Raw genomic sequence first — 24,958 nt, forward strand, 5'->3', positions numbered from 1 at the left:
GGGTCAGAGTCGAATTGTTTTCTCAAACAATTCGACTCTGACCCTAATTAACTGCTGAGCTGGCGTTGCTGGCTCGGTGGGAAGTTTTCGAATTTGCTCCAGACCCGGCGCAGCTGGCGGGTTGAATTGAAACCGGCTTGCTGGGCTACCTGTTCCATGTCCAGCTTGGATTGCGTCAGCAACTCACGCACCAGGGCCACGCGGATGCGCTGGATGTAATCGACCAGGCTGCTGCCGGTGTGTTCCCTGAACAGGCGCGTCAGATGGCGTTCGCTGGTGCAGGCGATTTCCGCCAGTTGCTCCAGGTCCCAGTCGTTGGCGGGATTACCGATCACGGCGTCTTGTACCCGGTGTATCGCCGGATGCAAGTGGTTGCGGCAGGCTTGCCATGGCGACAGCTGCGGATCGCTGCCGGCGCGCCGCATGTAGATCACCAGCGAACGGGCGATCGAAGCGCTGCGGGCGTGGCCGGCGATTTGTGCTACCACGTGCAGGGCCAGGTCGATGCCGGTAGTAACGCCGGCGCTGGTGTAGATGTTGCGGTCTTCGACAAAAATGCGGTTTTCCAGTACGTGCGCCCGCGGCGCGATACGCCGCAAGTCGTCGCAATGACTGTGGTGCGTGGTGCACTGGCGGCCGTCGAGCAATCCTGCGTAACCGGCCAGCAAGGCGCCGGTGCAGCTGCACAGCAGGCGATGCGAATCCTGCCAGTGCGCGCGCAGCCAGGTCACGGCGCGCTGGTCGTTGGCGCTGCTGAAATCGTCGTCGCTGCCGACGCAGCCGTGCAGCATCAGCATGGCGTTGGCCGGCAAGCTGTCCGGCAGGTCGCTGAATCCGGTCAGGCCGAGTCCAAGCGAAATGTTGATGGCGCTGGCCGCGCTGACGTAGCGCAGGTCGAAGAAATCCGCGCGGCCTTCCCGCTCCGCAATCCGGTTGGCATAACGCAGCACCTCCGCCGGACCCATCAGGTCAAGCGTCATGGTTGCATCGCGCAGCAGGAAATAGACCGGGATGGTGGTCTCGCCAGCGCGTGTGTTGTCGGCTATTGCAGCCATCGATACTCCATTTGTTTGGCCGTGGCAGCGGCGAGTTCCGGGCTGGCCAATCGCTCAACCAGATGCAAGCTCATGTCGACGCCTGCCGAAATGCCGCCTGAAGTCACCACTTTACCGCAATCGACCCAGGCTACGCCGCGCTTGACCGTGAGCGCCGGGAAACTTGCCTGCAACTCGTCCTGGTCTTCCCAGTGCGTGGTGACATCCAGTCCGTCCAGCAAACCGGCCTTGGCCAGCAAAAAGGCGCCGGTGCAGACCGATGCGGTAATGACCGTGCCGGGATGCTGGGCGGCGATCCAGCGGATTACCGCGCCGTCATTGAGGATTGCCGAGACATCGCCGCCCGGCACTATCAGCAGGTCGAGGTCCGCGGATGGCGTCAGCACGCAATCCGGCAGTACTTTCATTCCGCCTCTTGTCCGCACCGGCCGCATCACGGGCGCGACCAGGAAACACTTGAACAGGTTCGACGCCGCGCCGTTGCCGTTCATCCTGCCATGGACCCGGGCAGCGGTTGAAAACACTTCATAGGGGCCGGAAAAATCCAGAATCTCGACATCGTCAAACACCAGTATTCCCACGCTCAACATCTTTTAACCTCATCCGGCACACGCGGCGTCCGGGGACCGGACTGCCATCGCTGAAGTCCATGTTAAGCCTGCTGCCAATATCAAAAAATGCCTTCCGTAGACATAATGCGGACAAAACCGGACATCGGGAACACACAAGGGAGATGGGAAATGCGCAAGTCCGACAGCTATGCCAGCATATTTGACCCGATTACCAATGCAGCTGAAAAAGCCGCCAACCTGCATACCCGTTCTGAACTGCTGCAAAAAATCAGCGAAATCGTACATGAGAGCGGATGGGAAGAAGCCGACGCTGCCCGCCATTGCGGCATCAGCCAGCCGCGCATGGACGATCTGCTGCGCGGCCGCGTATCGCACTTTTCCCTCGATGCCTTGGTCAACATCGCGACAGCGCTCGGCCTGCGCGTGCATGTGGAACTTGGACCAGCCTGAAGCCGCCAAGGCGCCGCAGCATCAGCGCACCGGCAGGAATTGCAGGAAACTCCCGCCCACCAGGTTCTGCAGATAGCTGATGCCGGCGCGTTTGTATTTCTCGGTCGTCATCTCGGCCAGCAGATCGATGCGGGCGATGATCTTGCCGAATTCCCTTTCGAAACTGATGTTGCGCTCGCTCTCGCTCATGTCGTTCGACAGCAGCAAGGGCTGGCCGGCAGAGTTCTTGCGGCTATTTAGTATCCATGCGGCAATTTCCATATTGCGGGCGGCGTTGTACAGGTATTGGGCGTCGAAGCCGTCGATCAGGTAAAACCTGGTCTTGCCGCCATGGGCAACGATAATCATGTCGGCCGCGCCATAGATGAAAGCAGCCGCGCGGTCGCCGCTGAAGTCCGGGGCCAGCGCCAGCGACAGCGCCTGGACGTCATGCTTTCCTTGCAGCTCAGGCCATGGCTGGCGCGCTTCGATGGCGTCGCGCACACGCTTGATCGCCAGCTCGCGGCTGGTCGCTGTCTTTTTCCATTCGGCGGGATTGCGCCGGTACAATTTGTCCAGCAGGAGATACAGGCTGTCGAGGTTGTCGCGCATGCCGAGGGTAGCGAAACGGTTGACGTCGGACTGCGCCAGCTCGCTGCCGCTGGTGGATGAGCCCTGCACCTCGCCATGCGGGGCCGGGGTCGGCGCCAGCATGCCGCACGCGCCGAGCGTCAGGCACAGCAAGCCCATCGGCAGGCTCATTGGCAAGAACGATGGCAAAACAACATCGCAACGATGGATTTGTGCCTTAATCGACATGGGCGGCGCGGCCAGGCTGTTGAATTATCAAGCGTGCAATCCATTCTAAACGTTGCAACTTCGGGTTGCAGCTTCGATATCCAGCTTGTTGCAATGGTTCACATTTGTGCATATTTCATGCAAAACCGCCCCCAATCGGGCCCGGAATGGAAACTGCAGCGCCATCTGCCATGGGGCTGGCGTATAATTTAGGGTTTGATTGCAAAAGAGCCGAAAATGGAAGCCGAACGCTTAAATTCCCTACAAAACCTGCTTGCGGACCTGACCAGCCGCGAAGCCGAACTACGGAGGTATCTTTGACTTCGATACGAAGTTAGAGAAACTCGACCAGGTCAATGGCGAACTGGAAGATCCGGAAGTCTGGAACGACCAGAAGCGCGCCCAGGACCTGGGCAAGGAAAAGAAATCACTGGAAGCCATCGTGCTGACGCTGACCAAGATCGAAGCCGATCTGCGCGACACCAGCGACCTGTTCCAGATGGCGCGCGAAGAGCAGGACGAAGAAACCGTAGAGGCAGTCGAAGCCGATACCGAAGGCCTGCGCAAGCTGGTCGAAGGCATGGAATTCCGCCGCATGTTCAGCAACCCGATGGACCCCAACAACTGCTTCATCGACATCCAGGCCGGCGCCGGCGGCACTGAAGCGCAGGACTGGGCATCTATGCTGCTGCGCCAGTATCTGCGCTATTGCGAACGTAAAGGTTTCAAGGTCGACATCCTGGAACAGTCCGACGGTGAAATCGCCGGTATCAAGACCGCCACGCTGAAAGTCGAAGGCGACTATGCCTATGGTTTCCTGCGCACCGAGACCGGCGTCCATCGCCTGGTGCGCAAATCGCCTTTCGATTCCGCCAACGGCCGCCACACTTCGTTTTCCAGCTTGTTCGTGTACCCGGAAGTGGATGACTCGATCGATATCGACGTCAATCCGGCCGACGTCCGCGTCGACACCTATCGCGCCTCCGGCGCGGGCGGCCAGCACATCAACAAGACCGATTCCGCGGTGCGCCTGACGCACATGCCGTCCGGCATTGTGGTGCAATGCCAGAACGACCGCAGCCAGCACCGCAACCGCGCCGAAGCGTGGGACATGCTGAAGGCAAAGCTGTATGAACTGGAATTGCGCAAGCGCATGAGCGAGCAGCAGAAACTGGAAGACTCCAAGACCGACGTCGGTTGGGGCCACCAGATCCGTTCTTACGTGCTGGACCAGTCGCGCATCAAGGATCTGCGCACCAACTTCGAGAGCGGCAACACCAAGGCCATCCTCGACGGCGACCTTGACGACTTCATTGCAGCGTCGCTCAAGCAAGGCGTATAAAGTTATTGCAAATTCGGTAGCAAACCGTGCCGCGGACAGTGTCCGCGGCGCTGCCTTCCCGCCGCACCACAGACGTTTCACCGCATCATTTGAAAAGACACTGACATGACGACAGACAATCAGCAGCAACCTGTCCCGCAAGACGAAAACAAGATCATTGCGGAACGCCGCAGCAAGCTCGGCGCCCTGCGCGCGCAAGGCGTGGCTTTCCCCAACGATTTCCGGCCGACGCACAAGGCAGCCGCGATCCAGGCCGAATACGCCGCCCAGGAAAACGAAACGCTGGATGTCGCCGCAGTCAAAGTCGTGGTGGCCGGCCGCATGATGCTGAAACGGGTGATGGGCAAGGCTTCCTTCGCCACCCTGCAGGATGCTTCGGGCAGCAAGGCCGATGGCCGCATCCAGCTGTTCATCACAAAGGAAAACATCGGCGAAGAGAACTACGACAGCTTCAAGCATTACGACCTGGGCGACATCCTCGGCGCCGAAGGCACGCTGTTCAAGACCAAGACCGGCGAGCTGTCGATCAAGGTGACTACCCTGCGCCTGCTGACCAAATCGTTGCGTCCGTTGCCGGACAAGTTCCACGGGCTGGCCGACCAGGAGACCAAGTATCGCCAGCGCTATGTCGACCTGATCATCAACGAAGATACGCGCCGCACCTTCAAGGTGCGCACGGCGGCGATGTCGTCGATCCGCCGCTTCATGGAAAAGAACGACTTCATGGAAGTCGAAACGCCGATGCTGCACGCCATCCCTGGCGGCGCCGCGGCCAAGCCTTTCATCACCCATCACAATGCGCTGGACATGCAGATGTTCCTGCGCATCGCGCCTGAGCTGTACTTGAAGCGGCTGGTGGTCGGCGGTTTCGAACGCGTGTTTGAAGTCAACCGCAACTTCCGCAATGAAGGCGTATCGCCGCGCCACAATCCGGAATTCACGATGATGGAATTCTATGCGGCTTACGTCGATTACCAATGGCTGATGAATTTCACCGAACAGGTAATCCGCCAGGCAGCGATCGATGCGCACGGCACCGCCACCCTGACCTACCAGGGCCGCGAACTGGACCTGAGCAAGCCGTTCCAGCGCCTCACCATTGTCGGCGCCATCAACAAATACGCCCCGCAATACCAGGACGCGCAATTGCAGGATGCCGAGTTCATCAAGGCCGAACTGAAGAAGTTCGGCGTCAAGCCGCACGCCCACGCCGGCCTCGGCGCGCTGCAGCTGGCCCTGTTTGAAGAAACCGCCGAAGCGCAGCTGTGGGATCCGACCTACATCGTCGACTATCCGGTCGAAGTGTCGCCGCTGGCGCGCGCTTCCGATACCGTGCCCGGCATCACCGAACGTTTCGAACTGTTCGTCACCGGCCGCGAAATCGCCAACGGCTTCTCCGAGCTGAACGATTCGGAAGACCAGGCCGCACGCTTCCAGGCCCAGGTTGCAGCTAAAGATGCAGGCGACGAAGAGGCCATGTATTACGACGCCGACTATATCCGAGCGCTGGAATACGGCATGCCTCCGACCGGCGGCTGCGGCATCGGCATCGACCGCCTGATGATGCTGATCACCGACTCGCCCAACATCCGCGACGTGCTCCTGTTCCCGCACCTGCGCCGCGAAGACTGATCACTCACCTGCATGCGCAGTTAAATGGGGTCAGAGTTTTTTTACGACAGTCTCATCGTCGTAAATTACTCTGACCCCATTTAACGTCCCACGGAGTAAAAACGTCAGCAACAACCAGAAATAATTCGACTCTGACCCTAATTATTGGCATGTTTTGCAGATTTCTTCGGTAGCGCTTAAACTCGTTACATAAGGATACATCTGACACATTATCAACATAGCGTTCCGTTTCTGAACCTTTGATAATTACATTAGCCAACAAACAAAAATTCCTGGAGGTAATAATGGACAGCCCGAAACCAAACAACCGCATTCATCCCTTGGTTGCTGCCGCAGCAGTAGCAGTGACCTTGGCCAGCCTGGTCGGCGTAGCCGCCATGACCGGTCTGTTTCCTAGTTCGAATTCGACACCGGCCCCGGTCGCGGCCATGTCGGCGGCGCCTGGGGACTATAACAGTCAGCAACCTGGAAACCAGCCGCAGGCAAACGGCGCGCCGGCAGGCCAGAACGGCTACTACCAGCAGCAGCCGGCCCAGGCCCAGCAGCAACCGCCACGCTCGGCTCCGCGCCCTGAATATGCGCAAGCGCCGCGCCAGCCGGAGCCAGCACCTCAGCCGGCGATCTGCCACAGCTGCGGTCGGGTGGAATCGATACAGGCTATCCAACATGCTGCCCCGCCTAGCGGCCTGGGGATTGCCGCAGGCGCGGTGCTGGGCGGCGTTCTCGGCCATCAGGTCGGCCATGGCAACGGTAATACCCTGGCGACTGTAGCAGGCGCTGTCGGCGGCGGTTTTGCCGGTAATGAAGTGGAAAAACGCACCCGCACCAACACTACCTACCAGGTCGTGGTGCGCATGGAGGACGGCAAGGCACGTACCTTCCCGCAATCCGGCCAGGGATGGCGCGTCGGCGATCCGGTGCAGGTCGTCAATGGCCACCTGGAAGGCCGCGGCTAATACCGACCGGCCAATAAAAAACCCGCTGTCGCTACGATTGTAGCCACAGCGGGTTTTTCTTTGTGCCGAGGTTTCTTAGCGGGCTTCTTCTATCCAGGCAGCCTGTATCGCTTCCAGGATTTTTTCGCCGGAGCGGTTTGGCTCATCGTCGAAACCATCCAGTTCCAGCACCCATTTGTGCAGATCGGTAAAGCGGATCTGCTCCGGATCGGTGTCCGGAAATTTGTCGTACAAGGCTTCGGCAACGCGCAATGTGTCGGTCCACTTCATGGTGTCGCTCATGGTGCTGTTCCTCTCGCTTAGTGGTTTTCGCTGGCGTGGTTGATGGTGTACTTCGGAATCTCGACCACCAGGTCTTCGTCGGCGACGATAGCCTGGCACGACAGGCGCGAAGTCGCTTCCAGTCCCCAGGCCATATCCAGCAAATCCTCTTCCTTATCGTCCAGCTCGCCCAGCGAAGCAAAACCTTCGCGCACTATTACATGGCAAGTAGTGCAGGCGCAGGATTTTTCGCAAGCGTGTTCGATCTCGATATCGTTGGCGAGCAAGGCGTCGCAGACGGATTGGCCGCGCGGGGCTTCGAACACGACGCCTTCGGGACAGAAGGTGGGATGGGGCAATACGACGATTTGGGGCACTTGGTTTACCTCGGGAATAGGTTGGCTTATTAATCTATTTATTTAATTAATTTATCTGATTTTTATGACACTTGATCCAGTGTCTTGCCGGTCAGCGCATCATGCACGCTGCGGTCCATGCGGCGGGCGGCGAATTCTTCGGTGCCATGCGCCAGCGCGTCGACTGCGGCCTTGATCGCCAGATGATCCGTGCCCTGCGCCTGCACGCGCACGACATCGATCAAAGCGGCAATGTCCGCACGCTCCTGCTCGGACAACAACGCAGCGTCGGCGGACAATGCCGATTCGGTGGCCAGAACGATACGCTCGGCTTCCACCTGTTCTTCTTTCAGCGCGCGCGCCTGCATGTCGACATCGGCCGAAGCAAACGATTCCTGCAGCATGCGGGCGATGTCGTCATCCGCCAGGCCGTACGAAGGCTTGACGCTGATCGACGCTTCCACGCCGGAGCGCAGCTCGCGTGCCGAGACCGACAGCAAACCGTCGGCGTCGACCTGGTAGGTCACGCGTATCCGCGCCGCGCCGGCCGCCATCGGCGGAATGCCGCGCAGTTCGAACTTCGCCAGCGAACGGCAATCGCTGACCAGCTCGCGTTCGCCCTGCAGCACCTGGATCGCCATCGCAGTCTGGCCGTCCTTGAAGGTAGTGAATTCCTGCGCGCGCGCGCAAGGGATGGTCGAATTGCGTGGAATCACCTTCTCCACCAGTCCGCCCATGGTTTCTATGCCCAGCGACAGCGGGATCACATCCAGCAGCAGCCAGTCGTCGCCCGGGGCGCGGTTGCCGGCCAGCAGGTTGGCCTGGATCGCGGCGCCCAGCGCCACTACCTTGTCCGGATCGATATTCGCCAGCGGCGTGGTTTCGAAGTAAGCGCCGACGGCCTTGCGGATGCTTGGCATGCGGGTTGCGCCGCCGACCAGCACCACGCCGTCGACATCGTCCACCGTCAGTTCGGCGTCGCGCAGCGCCTTGCGGGTCGGCGTCAGCGTCTTGGCCACCAGATGCTGGGTGATTTCGTCAAAAATCGCTGACGTCAGCTGTAAATGGACCCGCTCGCCGGAATTCAAGGCCGCATCGATGCTGACTTCTGCCTTGGTAGAGAGCAGTTCCTTGGCTTCGCGCGCCTTGACCATCAGGATTCGCGTGTCTTCGTCGGACAACGGCGCCAGTCCCGCTTGCTGGCTGATCCAGCAAAATATCCGATGATCGAAATCGTCGCCGCCCAGCGCCGAATCGCCGCCGGTAGCCAGCACTTCGAATACGCCCTTGGTCAGCTTCAGGATCGAGATATCGAAGGTGCCGCCGCCCAGGTCGTAGACCACGTACACGCCTTCCGACGCATTATCCAGGCCGTAGGCAATCGCGGCCGCAGTCGGTTCGTTGAGCAGGCGCAGCACATTCAGGCCGGCCAGCTTGGCGGCGTCCTTGGTGGCCTGGCGCTGCGCATCGTCGAAATAGGCAGGCACGGTAATCACGGCGCCGACCAGGTCGTCGCCCAGCGCATCTTCCGCCTGCTGGCGCAAGGTCGCCAGGATTTCGGCGGAGATTTCGACCGGGCTCTTGATGCCGGCCGCGGTCTTCAACTGCACCATGCCCGGCACATCGAGGAAATCGTAAGGCAGGTTTTCGGCGTAGGCGATGTCCTTCAGGCCGCGTCCCATGAAACGCTTGACCGACAGGATGGTGTTCTTTGGATCGGTGGTCTGCGCCGCCTGCGCCTTGTAGCCGATGTGCGCATTGCCGTTCGGCAGATAACGCACGATGGACGGCAGCAACGGCCGCCCTGCTTCGTCGTTCAGCACTTCGGGAATGCTGTTGCGCACCGTGGCGACCAGGGAATTGGTGGTGCCCAGGTCTATCCCCACCGCCAGCCGATGCTGGTGCGGCGCGGTGGACATGCCTGGTTCGGAAATTTGTAAAAGTGCCATAGGGTGTTTTCGTCTATTACTTTATTGTGGCAAAGCGATACGGATACCGAGCGCGATAAACGCAGAACCCGCCAGCCGGTTCATGGTAGCGGCGGCCGATTTCTTGCGCTGGAAGAAGGCGCCGACCATGCCGGAAAACAGGGCGACCACGCTAAAGATGGCCAGCGCCTGCAGGATGAATATGGCTGCCAGCAGCAGCATCTGCGCCGGGATGTGGCCCGCGCCTGCGTTCACGAACTGCGGCAGGAAGGCGATGAAGAACAGGGTCACCTTCGGATTCAGTATATTGGCGATCACGCTCTGCCAGTAGATGCGCGATAGTTTCATCGGCTCGGCATTGCCCTGCAGCTGGATCGCCGAATGCGAACGCAAGGTGCGCACGCCGATATAGATCAGGTAAGCCGCGCCGGCATAACGCAGCAGGGAATACGCCAGCGGCGAAGCCTTGATCAGCGCGGCGAAACCCAGCACCGCCAGCATGGTATGGAAAATCAGGCCGGAGCTGAAACCCGCGGCGGCGACCAGGCCGGCCTTGCGGCCCTGGGTGATGCCGCGCGTCAGCACGTAGATATTGTCCGGCCCCGGCGCCAGGGTCAGCGTCATTGCGGCAATCAGGAATAACCAGATTTCAGGCATGCTCGTACTCGGCTAATAAAGTGGTGTTTTACGATTCAAGAACGGCGAATGCATTGCCGATCTCTTCCCCAAATTTTTCCAGGAACATCAGTTGCCGCACATATTGCGCAGCCTGCTGGAAATCCTGTGCATCCAGCAAGTCGCCTATGCGCTGCAGGTCAGCCTTGCGGGCGGCGCGCAGTTCAAGGTCCAGCTGTTCCAGCGCCGCCAGGTCCTTGCCGGCACGCGCATCGTCCAGCGTTTCGCGCCATTCCATCTGCTGCATCAGGAACGCCGCCGGCATCGCCGTGTTCGACTCCGCCTGCAGCTCGACGCCGTTCAGCTCGCACAGGTAGGCGGCGCGCTTGAACGGGCTTTTCAGGGTCTGGTAGGCCTCGTTGGCACGCGTGGTCCATTGCATCGCGACCCGCTTCTCGGCGCCGCTGGCGCTGGCGAAACGGTCGGGATGCGTCTGGTTCTGCACCTCGTGATAGGCGCGGTCCAGCGCCGCGCTATCCAGCGTGAAGCGTTGCGGCAAATGGAACAGTTCGAAATGGTTTTGCATGGCTCTTAAAACGGTTCAGTAGGGTGGGCACGCTTTTGTGCCCACGCGGAAGCGCTACAGCGTGGGCACAAAAGCGTGCCCACCCTACACACGAGTGCATTTTTTGCACCCATAGAAAATCAGATGAATCCTTAAAACAAAAGCCTGTTGGAGTACAACAGGCTTGGTCCAATCCAACGTGATGCGGGTCAAGCAAGCAGGTCTGGCTCAGATCCGGAAACTTTCGCCGCAGCCGCACTCATCCTTGACGTTCGGGTTGTAGAACTTGAAGCCTTCGTTCAAACCCTCGCGCGCAAAATCGAGCTCGGTGCCGTCGATATACGGCAAGCTCTTGGGATCGACAAACACCTGGATCCCGTGCGATTCGAACACTGCATCTTCGTCAGTCTTCTCGTCCACGTATTCCAGTTTGTAAGCCAGCCCCGAGCAACCGGTAGTGCGCACGCCGAAGCGCAGGCCGATGCCCTTGCCGCGCCGTTCGATATAGCGGTTGATGTGCTTGGCCGCTTTTTCCGTCAGTGTGATTGCCATATATGCCGTCGATCTCTTTTCGCTAGATTAATAGCTTTTAAGCTGCCTGCTTTTGCTCGCCGTGCTTGGCCTTGTAATCTTCTACCGCAGCCTTGATCGCATCTTCAGCCAGGATCGAGCAGTGGATCTTGACCGGCGGCAGCGCCAGTTCTTCGGCGATCTGGGTGTTCTTGATCGACATCGCCTGGTCCAGCGTCTTACCCTTGACCCATTCGGTCACCAGCGACGACGAAGCAATCGCCGAGCCGCAACCGTAGGTCTTGAACTTGGCGTCCTGGATGATGCCGTCGGCGCCGACCTTGATCTGCAGTTTCATGACGTCGCCGCATGCAGGCGCGCCGACCATGCCGGTGCCTACGGTTTCGTCGCCCTTTTCAAAAGCGCCGACATTGCGTGGGTTTTCGTAGTGGTCCAAAACTTTTTCTGAATAAGACATTTTGCTACTCCTTGTTTGGGCCGCGCCGGTGACCTCTCACCGGCTGCGGCATAATGCTGTCAATGCGTCCTGTTAGTGCGCCGCCCATTGGATCGTACTGATATCGATCCCGTCTTTGTACATGTCCCACAGCGGCGACAGCTCGCGCAGTTTCGCAACCTTGGTCTTGATCAGTTCAATCGTGAAATCGATGTCTTCCTCGGTCGTGAAACGGCCGATGGTGAAGCGGATCGAGCTGTGCGCCAGTTCGTCGCTGCGGCCCAGCGCGCGCAATACATACGATGGCTCCAGGCTGGCCGAAGTACAGGCCGAACCGGACGATACTGCGATGTCCTTGATCGCCATGATCAGCGATTCGCCTTCAACGTAGTTGAAACTGACGTTGAGGTTATGCGGCACGCGGTGCGCCATGTCGCCGTTGACATACACTTCCTCGATCGTTTGCAGGCCGGTCGCCAGGCGGTCGCGCAGCGCCTTGATGCGGACGATCTCTTCATCCATTTCTTCACGGGCGATTTCAAAAGCCGCGCCCATGCCGACGATCTGGTGGGTAGGCAAGGTGCCCGAACGCAGGCCGCGCTCATGGCCGCCGCCGTGCATCTGCGCTTCCAGACGCACGCGCGGTTTGCGCCGCACGTACAGCGCGCCGATGCCTTTAGGACCGTATGTCTTGTGGGCAGTGAAAGTCATCAGGTCGACCTTCCATTTTTCCAGGTCGATCACTACCTTGCCGGTGGCTTGCGCCGCGTCGCAATGGAAAATGATGCCCTTCTGGCGGCACAGTTCGCCGATTTCCGCGACAGGCTGGATCACGCCGATTTCATTATTGACCAGCATCACCGAGACCAGGATGGTGTCGGGACGGATCGCAGCTTCCAGCTGTTCCAGCGTGATCAGGCCATTGTCCTGCGGCTGCAGGTAAGTCGCTTCGAAACCCTGGCGCTCCAGTTCGCGCACCACGTCCAGCACGGCTTTGTGCTCGGTCTTGACGGTGATGATGTGCTTGCCCTTGGTCTTGTAGAAATTGGCCGCGCCCTTGATCGCCAGGTTGTTGCCTTCGGTGGCGCCGGAAGTCCAGATGATCTCGCGCGAATCGGCGTTGACCAGCTTGGCGACCTGCTCACGTGCATCTTCCACCGCTTTTTCAGCGGACCAGCCGTACATGTGGCTGCGCGAAGCCGGATTGCCGAACTGCTCGCGCAAATAGGGAATCATCTTGTCGGCGACACGCGGATCGATAGGCGTGGTTGCCGAATAGTCCATGTAAATCGGGAAGTGAGGCGCCTTCAATGTGTCTATCAGGCTTTTTTCCAAGGGTGCGTTCATACTTTTTCTAGCTCCAATCAAGCGACCAGGTGGGACCTATGCATCACCACCACGTTTTGTTCCAGGGCCTTCCTCTGCTGCGCCTGCTGCTGCGCATGTTGCTGATCCACCAAATCCTTCAGCGACACCGAATCCAGGTATTCGACCATCTTGGCGTTCAAGGTCGACCACAGGTCATGTGTCATGCAACGGCTGCCGCCCTCATGGTCCGGGCTGTGGCAGTTTTCCTTGCCGCCGCACTGGGTCGCATCCAGCGGTTCGTCGACCGCGATGATGATGTCCGCCACCGTGACGTCCTCGGCCTTGCGCGCCAGGTTGTATCCGCCGCCTGGCCCGCGTACGGATTCAACAATCTGGTGACGACGCAATTTACCGAACAATTGTTCCAGATATGACAGGGAAATCTCTTGACGCTCGCTAATTGCAGACAAAGTTACCGGACCTTTGCCTTGGCGCAATGCCAAATCGATCATCGCAGTTACCGCAAACCGGCCTTTTGTAGTCAGACGCATGTAATCTCCGCTCTTAAACCTATCTACCTGTCTCTATATCCTGCTGGATTGCCAAGTGTTACGACAGTATACCAAACTTGAGTGAATCCGTCAGGTATTGCCCGATTCCTGGAATCCCGCGCCGGGCGTGGTTTTTGCGCCGATTGTCATTTATACAATTACAACAAATAAGGACATCCCGGACGAACGGGATTCGGCGCAAAAAATTGCCATATGCATACCAATCGTAGCGAGCGGAATAGTGTCAAATGTAAAAATATATTCAAGGAAGCGGCGCTTAAACCTATAATACCGACCCTCCCGCACAGTCCTCTTTTTGAGCAGCATGGCCATCCGCAAATCCAAGACACCGCAATCACCGACGCAGAGAGCTGACCAGAAACGCGTCGATATCCTGAAATCCGCAGGAAAGTGCTTCCGCAAGACCGGCTTCCACCAGACCTCGATGCAGGAGATCTGCACAGAAGTCGGCCTCGGCCCGGGCGCGGTGTACCGCTATTTCACCAGCAAGGATGCGATCATTGCGGCCATGGCAGAGGACGAAAGGCGCCAGGCGCGCTTTTTGTTGTCGGAATTTCACGATACCGACGACCTGCCGCAAGCGCTGTCCGCCATCACCCGCGCCTTCGCCCGCCGCTACGCCGCGATCAGCGACGCCGGCCTGATGACTGAAATCTATGCGGAAGGCTTGCGCAACAAGCGCGTAGGTGCGGTGATCAAGACGGCGGAGACGGAATGGGTAGACGGCCTGGCCGACATGCTGCGCACCGCCCAGGAACGCGGCCAGATCGACCATGCCCTGGATGCCCATGCGGCGGCGCTGCTGCTGACCGCGATGTGGGACGGCATCGTGATCCGCCAGGCCTACACGCCGGAACTGCCGGAAGCGATGCTGGCGCTGTTTGACGACATGCTCAAACGCTGGCTGGCCAGCGCCATCCCGGCCGTCGGCAAACGGAGCAAACCGGCGCCGGCCCCGAAAACCGCGGCGCCCGTCGCCGAACCGCAACTGGATCTCAGCCCGGCTCCTGCGCCTGCAACAGAAAAACCGCTGACCCAGGCCGAAATCGACCTGCGGCAAATGAGCCTGATCTAAGCGCGCCGTAACAGCTGCATCGGCCCGAACAAGGCCTGCATGCCGGCGTTGCCGATAAAACTCAAGTTGTAAGGATGCTCGGCGACTGCTTTCGGAAAGCGCGCAGTCACCGGATAGGCATTCAGCTGCTCGGCGATTTTTCCCCACAACACCAGCGTCGGCAAGTCCTCGCCACGCTTGTCCGCAGCATCCGCCAGCCCCTGCAACACTGCCTGCATGAACGGCTGCCAGGCCTTGGCGTCCTTGACCGGCGGTACTTCCGGACGGAACACCAGCGAAGCGTTCAGCAGCAAGAAACCGTGCTTCACCATATTGGCTTGCAGGTCGGCCAGTAGCTGGATCGCCTGCGAACTGTCCTTCTGCGCCTGCAACGCTACAGCCGACATCGCATCGCCGGTGGTGTTTTCCAGCGCCAGCTGGCCATCGGCCACCAGCAGCATCTTCATGAAATTGCGCAGGGAAGTGGCGCGGTTAACCTGCTTCGACAAGCCCTTCTCCGACCACAGGGAACCGACCGCGCCGTCCATGAAACAGACGCCGGTGGCGCTGGCCGCGCGCGGATAAGGTCCCTCGCCCACCAGCACATAACGCACCGCTTCCAGCGGCTGGGTGAAGGCGGCAAACATGCGGCCCTCGGTAGGCAGGTAATCGGCCGCGGCCAGGTCTTTCAGGTAGGCCGGATTGGCTTGCGCTACCGCACGCAAGCCGTGCTCCAGGATGGCGAGCCAGGAAGCATGCACGCCGGTCAACGCGGAACGGATTGAAGCAGGAAGAAAATCAGTCATAAATCATCAAAAACAGGATTGATCAAACACAGGCTGCAAAAAATCCTGCAACTACAAAACGATATTGTCCGCTCCCGGCGCGCCGAACAGCTGCTGCTTCAGCACATGCAGCTGGTCGCGCACCTGTGCGGCTTTTTCGAACTCCAGGTTCTTGGCGTGATCGACCATCTGCTTCTCCAGGCGCTTGATTTCCTTGCTCACCTGTTTCTCGCTCATCGCCTCGTACTTGGCCTGGTCCTGCGCCGCATGCAGTACTTCGCGCGCTTCCTGCGGGCTGTAGACGCCGTCGATCAATTCCTTGATCTGCTTGCTGATGCCGACCGGAGTAATGCCGTTGGCGGCATTGAAGGCGATCTGCTTGTTACGGCGGCGCTCGGTTTCGTCGATCGCGCGGCGCATGGAATCGGTCATGCGGTCCGCATACAGGATCGCGGTGCCGTTCAGGTTACGCGCGGCGCGGCCTATGGTCTGGATCAGGCTGCGCTCGGAACGCAGGAAGCCTTCCTTGTCGGCATCCAGGATCGCCACCAGCGACACTTCAGGAATATCCAGGCCCTCGCGCAGCAGGTTGATGCCGACCAGCACGTCGAAGGTGCCCAGGCGCAGGTCGCGGATGATTTCCACGCGCTCGACGGTTTCGATATCGCTGTGCAGGTAGCGCACCTTGATGCCGTTATCGCTCAGGAATTCGGTCAGCTGCTCCGCCATGCGTTTGGTCAGTGTGGTGACCAGCACCCGTTCGTTCTTCTTGATGCGGGCATTGGCCTCGTTCATCAGGTCGTCGACCTGGCTCAGGGCCGGCCGCACTTCGATCGCAGGATCGATCAGGCCGGTCGGCCGCACCACCTGCTCCACCACCTGGTCGGCATGCTGGTTTTCGTAGTCGGCCGGCGTGGCTGAAACAAAAATCGTCTGCCGCATCTTGCCTTCGAACTCGTCGAAGCGCAGCGGCCGGTTGTCCAGCGCCGACGGCAGCCGGAAACCGTAATCCACCAGGTTGGTCTTGCGCGAACGGTCGCCGTTATACATGGCGTTCAGCTGGCCGATCAGCACGTGCGATTCGTCCAGGAACATCAGCGCATCCTGCGGCAGGTAATCGACCAGGGTCGGCGGCGGCTCGCCCGGCAAGGCGCCGCTCAGGTGGCGCGAGTAGTTTTCGATGCCCTTGGTGAAACCGATTTCCTGCATCATTTCCAGGTCGAAACGGGTGCGCTGCTCAATGCGCTGCTCCTCGATCAGTTTATTTTCCTTACGGAAAAATTCGAGCCGGTCGCGCAGTTCATCCTTGATGGTTTCGATGGCGCGCAGCACGGTGGCGCGCGGCGTTACATAGTGAGAACCGGGATAGACGGTGAAGCGCGGGATCTTTTGCCGTACACGGCCGGTGAGCGGGTCGAACAGCTGCAAGCTGTCGATTTCATCGTCGAACATCTCGATGCGCAAGGCCAGCTCGGCATGCTCGGCCGGAAACACGTCGATGGTATCGCCGCGCACGCGGAAGGTGCCGCGGCCGAAATCGATTTCGTTACGCGTGTACTGCATCTGGATCAGGCGCGCGATGACGTCGCGCTGGCTGACCTTGTCCTTGGCGCGCAAGGTCAGGATCATCTGGTGGTATTCGTTGGGATTACCGATACCGTAGATCGCCGATACCGTTGCCACAATGACCACATCGCGCCGTTCCATCAGCGATTTGGTGCAGGACAGGCGCATCTGTTCTATATGCTCATTGATCGAGGAATCTTTCTCGATGAACAAGTCGCGCTGCGGCACATAGGCTTCCGGCTGATAATAATCGTAGTAGCTGACGAAATACTCGACGGCATTGTGCGGGAAAAACTCGCGGAACTCGCTGTAGAGCTGCGCCGCCAGCGTCTTATTGGGAGCGAAGACGATGGCTGGCCGCCCCATGCGGGCGATCACGTTGGCCATCGTATAGGTCTTGCCGGAGCCGGTCACCCCCAGCAAGGTCTGGTAAAACAGGCCGTCTTCCACGCCCTCCACCAGTTTTTCGATGGCCACCGGCTGGTCGCCGGCCGGCTGGAACGGCTGGAACAGCTTGTACGGCGAATTCGGAAATGTGACGATTTTGGACTCGTCGACGGTGCTCTGAACCTGTGATATGTCAGCCATGGGCCTCGACCTTTGGTAAAATAGACGGTAGTAAATCCGCGCCGATCAGCGATTTGTCTCGTGACCCGGCACAGCATTCAACCCGGCCGCAAAATCTCTTTTGCAGCCAACTTTTTATGTTATCACGATGAACGCACCTCTTTCAGCCTCCCTCTTTACCGCCATCGAAATGGCGCCACGCGATCCTATCCTCGGCATCACCGAAGGTTTCAATGCGGACCAGAATCCAGGCAAGACCAACCTCGGCGTCGGCGTCTATTACGATGACAACGGCAAGGTGCCGCTGCTGGAATGCGTGCAAAAAGCGGAAGCGCTGCTGATCGAAAAGCTGGCGCCGCGCACCTACTTGCCGATCGAAGGCCTGGCGGCTTACGACAAGGCTGTGCAAGAACTGGTATTTGGGGCCGACAGCGCGGTAGTACAAGAGAAACGTGCGATCACCGTGCAAGCCATCGGCGGCACCGGCGCGCTGAAACTGGGCGCCGATTTCCTCAAGCGCTTCAGCGCCGACAACACCCAAGTCTGGATCAGCGATCCAAGCTGGGAAAACCACCGCGCGCTGTTCGAATCGGCCGGCTTCACCGTCAACAACTATCCTTACTACGACCCGGCCACCCGCGGCGTCAACTTCAGCGGCATGCTGGATGCGCTGAAAACCATGCCTAGCGGCTCGGTAGTCCTGCTGCACGCCTGCTGCCACAATCCGACCGGCGCCGACCTCAGCGACGCTGAATGGACCCAGGTCATCGAAGTCGTCACCCAGCGCGGCCTGGTGCCGTTCCTCGACATGGCCTACCAGGGCTTTGGCGACGGCATCGAAGCCGACGGCCAGGTAGTACGCCGCTTCACCGAAGCCGGCGGCCCGGTGTTCGTATCGAACTCGTTCTCGAAATCGTTCTCGCTGTATGGCGAACGCGTAGGCGCCCTGAGCATCGTCGCCGCCAGCAAGGAAGAAGCCGGCCGCGTACTGTCGCAACTCAAGCGCGTGGTGCGCACCAACTACTCCAACCCGCCGATCCACGGCGGCCAGGTAGTCGCCACCGCCCTGGCCTCGCCAGAGCTGCGCAAGCTGTGGGAAGAAGAACTGGCCGGCATGCGCGTGCGCATCCGCGAAATGCGCCACCTGCTGGTGAAAAAACTGAAGGAACAGGCCCCAGGCCACGACTTTGATTTCGTCACCAAGCAACGCGGCATGTTCTCCTACTCCGGCCTGACCAAGGCCCAGGTCGAACGCCTGCGCGACGAATTCTCGATCTACGCCGTCGACACCGGCCGCATCTGCGTGGCCGCGCTCAATACCAAAAATATTGACAATGTTGTCGCCGCAATCGCAAAAGTCCTGTAATATTCGGCTCCCGGAGAAGTTGCAACGACTGCTCCGGGATGTAGAAAAGTTTAGAAAAAGCTTTGACAACCCAGCGAATTCGAGACTATAATTCTGCTTCTTTCAATTCCCTGATAGCTCAGTTGGTAGAGCGACGGACTGTTAATCCGCAGGTCCCTGGTTCGAGTCCAGGTCGGGGAGCCAAGATTCTGAAGGGGCTACGTGCAAACGTGGCCCCTTTTCTTTTGTCCGGAAATTCTGTGCTGACCGGCCAATAAAATCCTGTTGCAACAAGCTCAGACAAAAAATGTTTTTCGGCAAATTGGCTACTTGCCGATATGTGGAATCACAGCATTTTTTGCAATGCCTTTGCGCAGCGAATGACTTGCTCTGTCAGGTCTTCGGTTACTTCATCAATGCCCTCATACTCGAAACCATTTCGCACATCGTGCGCATCCGCCAGTACGCGCCAGATCTCTACTCCTACACCCAAGGTGTGAGGCAGACATTGAAATACGACGTAGCGGTTACCCGGAGTCATATTCGGCCTCTCCGTTCTATTTGGCATAGAAGTTGAAGACGGCACCCCCGACGGAGAAAATAATTTCACATGTACATCGGGCAAGTCCGCAAATGCATTTGCAACGAGGGGTTCAACATCAGCCCAATCAAGGCCGCCACCACCCCATGAATTCGAGCCAACGATGTTCCAGTCTACTTTTTGAAGTGCATCTTTGTCATTCGAGAAATTTGTATATTCTGCGCCCGCGTTTCCGTCGCTGATTGCCCAAGGTCTTCCTAAGCCCGTGGCTCGATGAACGTCGCTAACCAAGTGTACTATGCTCGATTGACAGCCGGCTGGCCGGCCCGTGTTACCTTTATTGATGGTAGAGAGCATAGGCGATCTTGGGCAAAAATAGAACGGAACGAATTCTCCCACGGCCCGTCCATCGCAACAAGGAATCGTATATTTATCGAGTCGACGTTGTTTAATGTGTCCATAACCTATTTCGGTCACGTTTCGATTTGAAGCTCGCATTTTAGCGTCAGAAAATAGCGCGCCGTCAGCCATAATACCGGCAAGATTGCTGACATCCGTGATGTGGTAAATCTTGGTTCTCGTTGGGTCGGCTGGCATAAATGCTATTTGACTCGCTTGAAAATTGCATCGGCACTCTCTAGACTCCAAGAATTGTGCCAGTCGCATGGCCTGTTTAATTTCAGTATAACGCCGGTCATAGTACCGTGACACTTGTCACAAGTATATGCGTCGGAGAGGCGTAATTATCTGGTTCCCTAAATTCGTGAACAAAACAACAAAACATGAAAACCCACCCGTTAATTCGTCGGCAATCCTAATTTGTCGAAGAACGCCCGGTTGCGCTCTCGCGCAGCGTTGAGGAGGCGGTCGAACGAGATAACCTCAATGTAAGCCTTGAAGTTCTCGTTATAGCCGAAGTAGCCTTGTCGATCGCTGGTTACTCGTAACCCCAGCATCTTGCAGCGACGTTCAACAGATGGGGTACCTATTCAGGCGATCCAGCCAAAGATTGGAACGTCGTTCGGAATCTGCTTCGCGGCGCTGGGGATCCTCAACTGCGACAAGTCGCCACGCACCTTGACTATCTGGTCGCGTTCAATCGAGGTAAGCGAATCCGTTTGGCGCTTGCCGAAATATGGGAGATTCATGGCCGTTACATAGGCGCGCGAGAAGCGTTCAACTCTGCCTTGGCGCAAGATCAGCTCTTGGGCGGAGCCGAAGACTCGCGCGGCGTCCAAATCATGACAATCCACAAGGCGAAGGGCAAACAGTTCGATGGAGTCATCATCGTTCGCGGCGGGCGCTTTGACGAGAAACTAGGACTGATGTCCTCGTTCGTATGGCCGGATGATACGCATCCGTTTAATCGAAGCAGAAGAATTCTGCGGGTGGGCATAACGCGAGCAAAAACCCATACGATGATTCTTTATCCAATGTTCCCAACGTGCATCATCACTTCGGGCTATTCACTATGAAGTTATTAGCGTCGGATAAGCCAAGAATTGCCTAAGTGACCAAGCGGCCCTTTTAAGTGGGGAATTTTTTGACCAACTTGGCGCATCCAATGTATTTCGTGCACTGGATGCGCGAACAGTAGTTGTTGTACTACGCGACTTTGCGACCCGCGCACATTCTGCGTCCTTGACTCTTAATCCGTGGGCCGCTTGTTGACGCAAGCCCCAACAAGGCAACTCTGAAAAATCTTCCATGTGCCATTGCAAGACCTGTTCCTAGTTTTTTCTAGTTGGGAATGAAAACGAAAGAGAATATCGCGATCGGCACCGGTATCAATTACGGCTAGTATGATGGTCAAGGCAGGCTTGTTAGCATGACTTTTTTGAGAGTAATTCTTGAACGCAGCTGGATCTAATGAATATCGAACACATACTCGTCTATCTGATCATTGCTCTGGCTGCTCTTGCTAACATTGGCGTCACCCTGGTAATCATCAGGAGTGAGCTCTTCGAGCGGCGCCAAAAGGCATATCAATACTGTGTGATTTGGCTGCTTCCTTTCGTTGGCGCCGCAATAGTTTACGCATTTTCGCGAGAACCGGAAACAAAAGGAAGCGGAATATATCCGGCCGAATCAATGCTTGGGGACGATCCAATCGTCGGAATAGGCAATGCGGCAAATGACTATTTTGAGCAAGGGCATCATGGACTTAATGATGTATAAAATTCTGTATGGTTTGTTCCAGACGCACAGTCTCGCAAATCCTGATCTCCGCTTGTATAGCATTTCATGCGTGAACTTTGAAAACCGGGCTTCCAGTCTTGACTAGACCGCCTACCCTTCAAGCAGGATAGAGCCATCCTCGTCAGCCTTAGCAAATATTTTTTCGTAATTCTTAATCGTTGAGTGCGTGCTATTTATCGGATGACCATGAGTTGCGGTAACAACCAGTACTGTCGCGCCAGCCGCTTCGCCAGCAGCAATACCGACGGGCGCATCTTCAAATATCAGACAGCTGCTAACGTCCACTTCCAGTTTCCGGGCCGCCAGCAGATAGCAATCAGGGTTCGGCTTTCCGGCAGCAACATCGTCAGCCGTCACAAGCACAGCCGGAACAGGAATGCCCGCCGCTTTCATGCGCCGCAATGCCAAATCCTTGGGAGCCGAAGTCACAACAGCCCATTTGGTCGGTGGCAGAGACTTTAAAAAAACCGCCGCGCCAGGTATCTCGACAATGCCCTCGACGTCATTAATTTCGGCATTAGTGATTTTCAATGCTTCGACTTCAGGATTTATCCCGGGGAGTCCCAGTCGGGTTATGGTGTCGACGGCGCGCGAGCCGTGCATGGTCGGCAGGAAGGATGCCAGCTCGAGGCCATGGCGAACCGCCCACGCGCCCCAGATGCGTTCTGCCGCGGCTATCGAGTTGAGAATGGTGCCATCCATATCGAAAAGGAAGGCGCTGTATCGACCTTCGGGTAACGATGAACCACGACCTGCCATTTTCTCTTTCCTTCACACACAAACTAGGGGCGTCCATTATCTCCGATATCAAACGGATGCGCGTCAGGCGCCACGGCCTCTCCCTTTTACATCTCGTGCGTGTTCAGGATTTCGTCAGGACGACATGGGCCGCATTCGGCGTGGGGACATATTCCGTGACCTTATAGCCGAGCTTCGGCATGTCGATGCCGGCCAGAAGATTTTCCCCGGCACCGAGCAGGACCGGTGAGATGGCAAGGTGCAGTTCGTCGACGAGTCCTGCGCGAAGATATTGCCGGACCGTGTCGACGCCGCCGCCGAGCCGGATATCGCGGCCACCGGCAGCCTCGGTGGCGCGCTGCAGCGCGGCATGGATATCATCGGTAACGAAGTGGAACACGGTGCCGCCCTCCATCGTGATCGATGGTCGGGCATGGTGAGTCAACACAAAGACCTGGGTATGGTACGGCGGATTGTCACCCCACCATCCCTTCCATGTATCGTCGGGCCACGCGCCTCTGACGGGTCCGAACATGTTGCGCCCCATGATCCAGGCGCCGATGTTGTCGAAACCGCGCGCTGCAAAATCGTCATCCACGCCGGTCGCGCCGCCCTCATTTCCAAACATCTTTTGAAACGTTCGGGTGGAAAAAGCCCATTGGTGCAAGGCCTTGCCGCCGACGCCGAGCGGATTGTCGAGATCCTGGCCGGGGCCTGCGCCGTAACCGTCAAGGGATAGAGAGAAACTGCGCACACAGAGTTTGGACATGGCTGCCGATCCTTTCAATTAGCGCCGGCAACCCGACGCGCCCGGGTAGCGGCATTGACAACTGTAGAGAGCTTTCAAAGCAATAATATAGCACCGCCGATTGCACATATGCGGATGCAGCTTGAGATACACTGGGCTCGGGTTGAAGCATCGAGACAGCACATCAATGACAGGATTAAAAATGAATGAATCCACCGAATTCGAATATGTTGGATTCTGGCTGAGAGTCTGTGCCCACCTGATCGACACAGTCCTTGTGCTGGTCGTGATCATCCCGATATTGTTCTCCATTTACGGGAGCGAGGAACTGGTTTCCGGCGTGACGCTAAGCGGACCGATGAACATTCTGGTTTCCTACATTCTGCCGGCGGCCGTGGTCATCACGTTCTGGCAAGCGCGGCAAGCGACGCCGGGAAAGATGGCAATTGGCGCCCGCATCGTTGACGCCAGGACCGGCGACAAACCGAGCATCAAGCAGGATGCGATCCGCTACCTGGGCTACTTCGTTTCGACATTCCCCCTTTGCCTCGGGCTGATCTGGGTCGGCATCGACAAGCGCAAGCAGGGATGGCATGACAAGCTTGCCGGCACGGTAGTGGTCCGGCGTAAAAATGGTGGCGCGGAGCCAGTCAAGTTTGGCGATTGATGCAGGCCGTGTAATCGCGCATTTACGCGGGCCTGCGTCAATATCTCGCCATGTATTGAATCCCTGTCAGGCGTGGATTTTTGCGATCAGTTCTAGGCCTAAAGCATTCATCACGGCAAGTGTATTTTTTAGGGTCGGGTTGCCGTTCTCGCTGAAAGAACGATAAAGCTGCTCCTGGGACAAGCCCGTTTCCCCCGCAATTTGCGGCATACCCTTCGCACGGGCAACGACGCCAAGCGCATGCGCGATGTAAGCGGCGTCATTCGTCTCAAATGCAGCTGACATGAAAATTGCCCTTGCTTCGTCAGAGGACAAATCCTCGGCAGGATCGTAGCTCGTCAATTTCTCAGTCATTTCATTCGCTCCATTCTGCCGCAAGGCGCTTTGCCGTGTCTCCTGCTTGCGTCCCCTTATCGCCACCGCAGAGCAAGACGATGATAGTGTTGCCTCGCTAATGATAAATCACGCGTGGCGATGGCAGTACAGGCAGAAAGCTGAAATTGGCGGCGCGGGAACGGACGTCCCTGAAAGGCCATGGAACCGGATGCTGCTCAGAACCAGAAGCGGTCAGGCTGAATTGAGGAAGGAAATGGCAAATCTCCGGCCGTCTCGATCGGCGTCAATAGGTTAACTACGACGAACAAAAACAGGATTTCAGAACCCGTGGTTCCACGCGCGATTAGCTCTTTTCACGGCGGGGAATATGCGGCAACCACTCTTCCGGTAGTAACGGTACAACTGTAAAAACGTTCTCATGTCGGCACTCTTGTAATAAGAAACTGCGATTTGATCGCATTGTTCATCACTTGTAATCCCTGCTATATCGTATTCTCCACAACCCGTATGACAAAAGGATGACATTGGCTGACGCCGGCCGTCTCCTGTTGCAAGAACACGTCAATCCGCTCCAGTCATCCGCAGCGGCTGCATCTGTAAAAGCAAACGAGACAGGACCAGCCTGTCTCGTTTGATGAGCATCGCGTCGATTACTTGGGCGCGGCTTCTTTCGCATCCGCCTTGGCTTCCGTAGCGCTTGCCTTGGCCTTGGTTTTCGCTTTTACAGCCTTGTGGTGTGCCTTTGCCTTGGTTTCCTTCGCATCGGCTTTGGCGTCTGCCACTTTGGCGTCCGCCTTGGCAGCGGTTTTTGCTTCCGTTGCATCGGCCTTGACGTCAGCTTTCTTTTCCTTGGCATCGGCCTTGGCTGCCTGGGCAGCGGCGACCGGGGCCGCAGGAGCAGCTGGAGCCGCGGTCTGGGCAAAAACAGAAGTAGCAAACAAACCGGCGATCAGAGTAGCGAGTAATTTATTCATGTGTGCACCTTTAGGTTACGTTGACTTCCTCATACTTCCTGAGGTCTTAAGCTACAAACGCAAGCCGCGAGGATGCTGTTGA

Annotated in this window: 29 protein-coding genes and 1 tRNA gene; 10 read left to right on the plus strand and 20 right to left on the minus strand. The window is 57.7% G+C overall.

What is annotated here, in order from left to right; translation table 11 throughout:
- Window positions 1–47: 47 nt before the first annotated feature.
- Window positions 48–1,055, minus strand: a complete 1,008-nt coding sequence (locus CFter6_RS17765) for a GlxA family transcriptional regulator (protein ID WP_061541048.1) — start codon at window positions 1,053–1,055, stop codon at window positions 48–50.
- Window positions 1,043–1,645, minus strand: a complete 603-nt coding sequence (locus CFter6_RS17770; RefSeq protein WP_061541049.1) for a DJ-1/PfpI family protein — start codon at window positions 1,643–1,645, stop codon at window positions 1,043–1,045. Before CFter6_RS17770 ends, CFter6_RS17765 begins: the two co-directional genes overlap by 13 nt.
- A 150-nt stretch (window positions 1,646–1,795) precedes the next feature.
- Between CFter6_RS17770 and CFter6_RS17775 the strand changes: the two genes are divergently transcribed.
- The gene (locus CFter6_RS17775) at window positions 1,796–2,077 is read left to right on the plus strand and encodes a helix-turn-helix domain-containing protein (protein WP_061541050.1); all 282 of its coding nucleotides are present in this window, start codon (window positions 1,796–1,798) and stop codon (window positions 2,075–2,077) included.
- 21 nt (window positions 2,078–2,098) lie between these two features.
- Here CFter6_RS17775 and CFter6_RS17780 read toward each other — a convergent pair whose 3' ends face one another.
- Window positions 2,099–2,818, minus strand: coding sequence for a hypothetical protein (locus CFter6_RS17780; protein ID WP_061541051.1), 720 nt, complete (start codon window positions 2,816–2,818; stop codon window positions 2,099–2,101).
- 273 nt (window positions 2,819–3,091) lie between these two features.
- On the opposite strand from CFter6_RS17780, the gene prfB reads away from it, so the two are divergent.
- The 3 genes from prfB (at window position 3,092) to CFter6_RS17795 (ending at window position 6,784) form a co-directional block, all read left to right on the plus strand.
- Window positions 3,092–4,196 (plus strand): peptide chain release factor 2 gene (gene prfB, locus CFter6_RS17785; protein ID WP_150118807.1). Its coding sequence is split into 2 segments (ribosomal slippage): window positions 3,092–3,172 and window positions 3,174–4,196, totalling 1,104 coding nucleotides; the frame shifts between segments, so codons are not numbered across the junction.
- 105 nt (window positions 4,197–4,301) lie between these two features.
- Complete coding sequence (lysS, locus tag CFter6_RS17790) at window positions 4,302–5,828, plus strand: lysine--tRNA ligase (protein WP_061541052.1); 1,527 nt, start codon at window positions 4,302–4,304, stop codon at window positions 5,826–5,828.
- A gap of 284 nt (window positions 5,829–6,112) precedes the next feature.
- A complete protein-coding gene (locus CFter6_RS17795) occupies window positions 6,113–6,784 on the plus strand; it encodes an outer membrane lipoprotein (RefSeq protein ID WP_061541053.1) in 672 nt (223 codons plus the stop codon).
- Window positions 6,785–6,859: 75 nt separating this feature from the next.
- Here CFter6_RS17795 and iscX read toward each other — a convergent pair whose 3' ends face one another.
- The 9 genes from iscX to iscR all read right to left on the minus strand — a co-directional run bounded on the left by iscX (window position 6,860) and on the right by iscR (window position 13,335).
- Entirely contained in the window at window positions 6,860–7,054 is a 195-nt protein-coding gene (iscX, locus tag CFter6_RS17800) for a Fe-S cluster assembly protein IscX (protein WP_061542449.1), read from the minus strand.
- A 29-nt stretch (window positions 7,055–7,083) separates the two neighbouring features.
- Window positions 7,084–7,422 (minus strand): ISC system 2Fe-2S type ferredoxin, encoded by a 339-nt coding sequence (gene fdx, locus CFter6_RS17805; RefSeq protein ID WP_061541054.1) that lies wholly within the window; start codon window positions 7,420–7,422, stop codon window positions 7,084–7,086.
- Between the two features lie 62 nt (window positions 7,423–7,484).
- Window positions 7,485–9,350 (minus strand): Fe-S protein assembly chaperone HscA, encoded by a 1,866-nt coding sequence (gene hscA / locus CFter6_RS17810; protein ID WP_061541055.1) that lies wholly within the window; start codon window positions 9,348–9,350, stop codon window positions 7,485–7,487.
- Between the two features lie 21 nt (window positions 9,351–9,371).
- Window positions 9,372–9,986 (minus strand): LysE family translocator, encoded by a 615-nt coding sequence (locus tag CFter6_RS17815; protein ID WP_061541056.1) that lies wholly within the window; start codon window positions 9,984–9,986, stop codon window positions 9,372–9,374.
- A gap of 28 nt (window positions 9,987–10,014) precedes the next feature.
- Window positions 10,015–10,530 (minus strand): Fe-S protein assembly co-chaperone HscB, encoded by a 516-nt coding sequence (gene hscB / locus CFter6_RS17820; RefSeq protein WP_041742200.1) that lies wholly within the window; start codon window positions 10,528–10,530, stop codon window positions 10,015–10,017.
- Window positions 10,531–10,737: 207 nt separating this feature from the next.
- Entirely contained in the window at window positions 10,738–11,061 is a 324-nt protein-coding gene (iscA, locus tag CFter6_RS17825; protein ID WP_014007106.1) for an iron-sulfur cluster assembly protein IscA, read from the minus strand.
- A 37-nt stretch (window positions 11,062–11,098) separates the two neighbouring features.
- Window positions 11,099–11,497, minus strand: coding sequence for a Fe-S cluster assembly scaffold IscU (iscU, locus tag CFter6_RS17830; RefSeq protein WP_014007107.1), 399 nt, complete (start codon window positions 11,495–11,497; stop codon window positions 11,099–11,101).
- Window positions 11,498–11,569: 72 nt separating this feature from the next.
- On the minus strand, window positions 11,570–12,823 hold the full coding sequence (locus CFter6_RS17835) for an IscS subfamily cysteine desulfurase (RefSeq protein ID WP_061541057.1): 1,254 nt from the start codon (window positions 12,821–12,823) through the stop codon (window positions 11,570–11,572).
- A gap of 17 nt (window positions 12,824–12,840) precedes the next feature.
- On the minus strand, window positions 12,841–13,335 hold the full coding sequence (gene iscR / locus CFter6_RS17840) for a Fe-S cluster assembly transcriptional regulator IscR (RefSeq protein WP_014007109.1): 495 nt from the start codon (window positions 13,333–13,335) through the stop codon (window positions 12,841–12,843).
- A 325-nt stretch (window positions 13,336–13,660) separates the two neighbouring features.
- On the opposite strand from iscR, the gene CFter6_RS17845 reads away from it, so the two are divergent.
- Window positions 13,661–14,431: a TetR/AcrR family transcriptional regulator gene (locus CFter6_RS17845; protein WP_236904365.1), complete on the plus strand. Its 771-nt coding sequence runs from the start codon at window positions 13,661–13,663 to the stop codon at window positions 14,429–14,431.
- Here the strand turns inward: CFter6_RS17845 and CFter6_RS17850 are convergent.
- Both CFter6_RS17850 and uvrB read right to left on the minus strand, forming a co-directional pair.
- Window positions 14,428–15,216: a uracil-DNA glycosylase family protein gene (locus tag CFter6_RS17850; RefSeq protein WP_061541059.1), complete on the minus strand. Its 789-nt coding sequence runs from the start codon at window positions 15,214–15,216 to the stop codon at window positions 14,428–14,430. The genes CFter6_RS17845 and CFter6_RS17850 overlap by 4 nt on opposite strands.
- A 51-nt stretch (window positions 15,217–15,267) precedes the next feature.
- Window positions 15,268–17,349: an excinuclease ABC subunit UvrB gene (gene uvrB, locus CFter6_RS17855; RefSeq protein WP_061541060.1), complete on the minus strand. Its 2,082-nt coding sequence runs from the start codon at window positions 17,347–17,349 to the stop codon at window positions 15,268–15,270.
- A gap of 127 nt (window positions 17,350–17,476) precedes the next feature.
- Between uvrB and CFter6_RS17860 the strand changes: the two genes are divergently transcribed.
- Window positions 17,477–18,694 carry an amino acid aminotransferase gene (locus tag CFter6_RS17860; RefSeq protein ID WP_061541061.1) on the plus strand — a complete coding sequence of 406 codons (1,218 nt, stop codon included), beginning with the start codon at window positions 17,477–17,479 and terminating at the stop codon, window positions 18,692–18,694.
- Between the two features lie 107 nt (window positions 18,695–18,801).
- Window positions 18,802–18,877 (plus strand) — tRNA-Asn (locus CFter6_RS17865).
- A gap of 142 nt (window positions 18,878–19,019) precedes the next feature.
- Here the strand turns inward: CFter6_RS17865 and darT are convergent.
- Complete coding sequence (gene darT, locus CFter6_RS25175; protein WP_167351409.1) at window positions 19,020–19,811, minus strand: type II toxin-antitoxin system toxin DNA ADP-ribosyl transferase DarT; 792 nt, start codon at window positions 19,809–19,811, stop codon at window positions 19,020–19,022.
- Between the two features lie 392 nt (window positions 19,812–20,203).
- Window positions 20,204–20,362, minus strand: a complete 159-nt coding sequence (locus tag CFter6_RS26065; protein ID WP_167351323.1) for a hypothetical protein — start codon at window positions 20,360–20,362, stop codon at window positions 20,204–20,206.
- 57 nt (window positions 20,363–20,419) lie between these two features.
- Between CFter6_RS26065 and CFter6_RS25180 the strand changes: the two genes are divergently transcribed.
- Together CFter6_RS25180 and CFter6_RS17880 are read left to right on the plus strand one after the other, a co-directional pair.
- Entirely contained in the window at window positions 20,420–20,689 is a 270-nt protein-coding gene (locus CFter6_RS25180; protein ID WP_470294994.1) for a 3'-5' exonuclease, read from the plus strand.
- Window positions 20,690–21,083: 394 nt separating this feature from the next.
- Window positions 21,084–21,392, plus strand: a complete 309-nt coding sequence (locus tag CFter6_RS17880; RefSeq protein ID WP_061541064.1) for a hypothetical protein — start codon at window positions 21,084–21,086, stop codon at window positions 21,390–21,392.
- Window positions 21,393–21,503: 111 nt separating this feature from the next.
- Here the strand turns inward: CFter6_RS17880 and CFter6_RS17885 are convergent, their stop codons facing one another.
- The gene (locus CFter6_RS17885; protein ID WP_061541065.1) at window positions 21,504–22,172 is read right to left on the minus strand and encodes an HAD-IA family hydrolase; all 669 of its coding nucleotides are present in this window, start codon (window positions 22,170–22,172) and stop codon (window positions 21,504–21,506) included.
- 103 nt (window positions 22,173–22,275) lie between these two features.
- Window positions 22,276–22,920, minus strand: a complete 645-nt coding sequence (locus CFter6_RS17890; protein WP_061541066.1) for a dihydrofolate reductase family protein — start codon at window positions 22,918–22,920, stop codon at window positions 22,276–22,278.
- A 181-nt stretch (window positions 22,921–23,101) separates the two neighbouring features.
- Between CFter6_RS17890 and CFter6_RS17895 the strand changes: the two genes are divergently transcribed.
- Window positions 23,102–23,566, plus strand: a complete 465-nt coding sequence (locus tag CFter6_RS17895; protein ID WP_150118808.1) for an RDD family protein — start codon at window positions 23,102–23,104, stop codon at window positions 23,564–23,566.
- Window positions 23,567–23,632: 66 nt separating this feature from the next.
- Here the strand turns inward: CFter6_RS17895 and CFter6_RS17900 are convergent, their stop codons facing one another.
- Together CFter6_RS17900 and CFter6_RS17905 are read right to left on the minus strand one after the other, a co-directional pair.
- Entirely contained in the window at window positions 23,633–23,920 is a 288-nt protein-coding gene (locus CFter6_RS17900; RefSeq protein WP_061541068.1) for an addiction module antidote protein, read from the minus strand.
- A 632-nt stretch (window positions 23,921–24,552) separates the two neighbouring features.
- Window positions 24,553–24,876: a hypothetical protein gene (locus tag CFter6_RS17905; protein ID WP_061541069.1), complete on the minus strand. Its 324-nt coding sequence runs from the start codon at window positions 24,874–24,876 to the stop codon at window positions 24,553–24,555.
- Window positions 24,877–24,958: the final 82 nt, after the last annotated feature.

The sequence above is a fragment of the Collimonas fungivorans genome, assembly GCF_001584145.1.
GTDB lineage: Bacteria > Pseudomonadota > Gammaproteobacteria > Burkholderiales > Burkholderiaceae_D > Collimonas > Collimonas fungivorans.

Excerpts from the sequence above, each read along its gene's own strand:
- CFter6_RS17765 (WP_061541048.1), bottom strand. The coding sequence starts at position 1,055 with ATGGCTGCAATAGCCGACAACACACGCGCTGGCGAGACCACCATCCCG.
- CFter6_RS17770 (WP_061541049.1), bottom strand. The coding sequence starts at position 1,645 with ATGTTGAGCGTGGGAATACTGGTGTTTGACGATGTCGAGATTCTGGAT.
- CFter6_RS17775 (WP_061541050.1), top strand. The coding sequence starts at position 1,796 with ATGCGCAAGTCCGACAGCTATGCCAGCATATTTGACCCGATTACCAAT.
- CFter6_RS17780 (WP_061541051.1), bottom strand. The coding sequence starts at position 2,818 with ATGAGCCTGCCGATGGGCTTGCTGTGCCTGACGCTCGGCGCGTGCGGC.
- lysS (WP_061541052.1), top strand. The coding sequence starts at position 4,302 with ATGACGACAGACAATCAGCAGCAACCTGTCCCGCAAGACGAAAACAAG.
- CFter6_RS17795 (WP_061541053.1), top strand. The coding sequence starts at position 6,113 with ATGGACAGCCCGAAACCAAACAACCGCATTCATCCCTTGGTTGCTGCC.
- iscX (WP_061542449.1), bottom strand. The coding sequence starts at position 7,054 with ATGAAGTGGACCGACACATTGCGCGTTGCCGAAGCCTTGTACGACAAA.
- hscA (WP_061541055.1), bottom strand. The coding sequence starts at position 9,350 with ATGGCACTTTTACAAATTTCCGAACCAGGCATGTCCACCGCGCCGCAC.
- CFter6_RS17815 (WP_061541056.1), bottom strand. The coding sequence starts at position 9,986 with ATGCCTGAAATCTGGTTATTCCTGATTGCCGCAATGACGCTGACCCTG.
- hscB (WP_041742200.1), bottom strand. The coding sequence starts at position 10,530 with ATGCAAAACCATTTCGAACTGTTCCATTTGCCGCAACGCTTCACGCTG.
- iscA (WP_014007106.1), bottom strand. The coding sequence starts at position 11,061 with ATGGCAATCACACTGACGGAAAAAGCGGCCAAGCACATCAACCGCTAT.
- iscU (WP_014007107.1), bottom strand. The coding sequence starts at position 11,497 with ATGTCTTATTCAGAAAAAGTTTTGGACCACTACGAAAACCCACGCAAT.
- CFter6_RS17835 (WP_061541057.1), bottom strand. The coding sequence starts at position 12,823 with ATGAACGCACCCTTGGAAAAAAGCCTGATAGACACATTGAAGGCGCCT.
- iscR (WP_014007109.1), bottom strand. The coding sequence starts at position 13,335 with ATGCGTCTGACTACAAAAGGCCGGTTTGCGGTAACTGCGATGATCGAT.
- CFter6_RS17845 (WP_236904365.1), top strand. The coding sequence starts at position 13,661 with ATGGCCATCCGCAAATCCAAGACACCGCAATCACCGACGCAGAGAGCT.
- CFter6_RS17850 (WP_061541059.1), bottom strand. The coding sequence starts at position 15,216 with ATGACTGATTTTCTTCCTGCTTCAATCCGTTCCGCGTTGACCGGCGTG.
- uvrB (WP_061541060.1), bottom strand. The coding sequence starts at position 17,349 with ATGGCTGACATATCACAGGTTCAGAGCACCGTCGACGAGTCCAAAATC.
- CFter6_RS17860 (WP_061541061.1), top strand. The coding sequence starts at position 17,477 with ATGAACGCACCTCTTTCAGCCTCCCTCTTTACCGCCATCGAAATGGCG.
- darT (WP_167351409.1), bottom strand. The coding sequence starts at position 19,811 with ATGCCAGCCGACCCAACGAGAACCAAGATTTACCACATCACGGATGTC.
- CFter6_RS26065 (WP_167351323.1), bottom strand. The coding sequence starts at position 20,362 with ATGAATCTCCCATATTTCGGCAAGCGCCAAACGGATTCGCTTACCTCG.
- CFter6_RS17880 (WP_061541064.1), top strand. The coding sequence starts at position 21,084 with ATGAATATCGAACACATACTCGTCTATCTGATCATTGCTCTGGCTGCT.
- CFter6_RS17885 (WP_061541065.1), bottom strand. The coding sequence starts at position 22,172 with ATGGCAGGTCGTGGTTCATCGTTACCCGAAGGTCGATACAGCGCCTTC.
- CFter6_RS17890 (WP_061541066.1), bottom strand. The coding sequence starts at position 22,920 with ATGTCCAAACTCTGTGTGCGCAGTTTCTCTCTATCCCTTGACGGTTAC.
- CFter6_RS17895 (WP_150118808.1), top strand. The coding sequence starts at position 23,102 with ATGAATGAATCCACCGAATTCGAATATGTTGGATTCTGGCTGAGAGTC.
- CFter6_RS17900 (WP_061541068.1), bottom strand. The coding sequence starts at position 23,920 with ATGACTGAGAAATTGACGAGCTACGATCCTGCCGAGGATTTGTCCTCT.
- CFter6_RS17905 (WP_061541069.1), bottom strand. The coding sequence starts at position 24,876 with ATGAATAAATTACTCGCTACTCTGATCGCCGGTTTGTTTGCTACTTCT.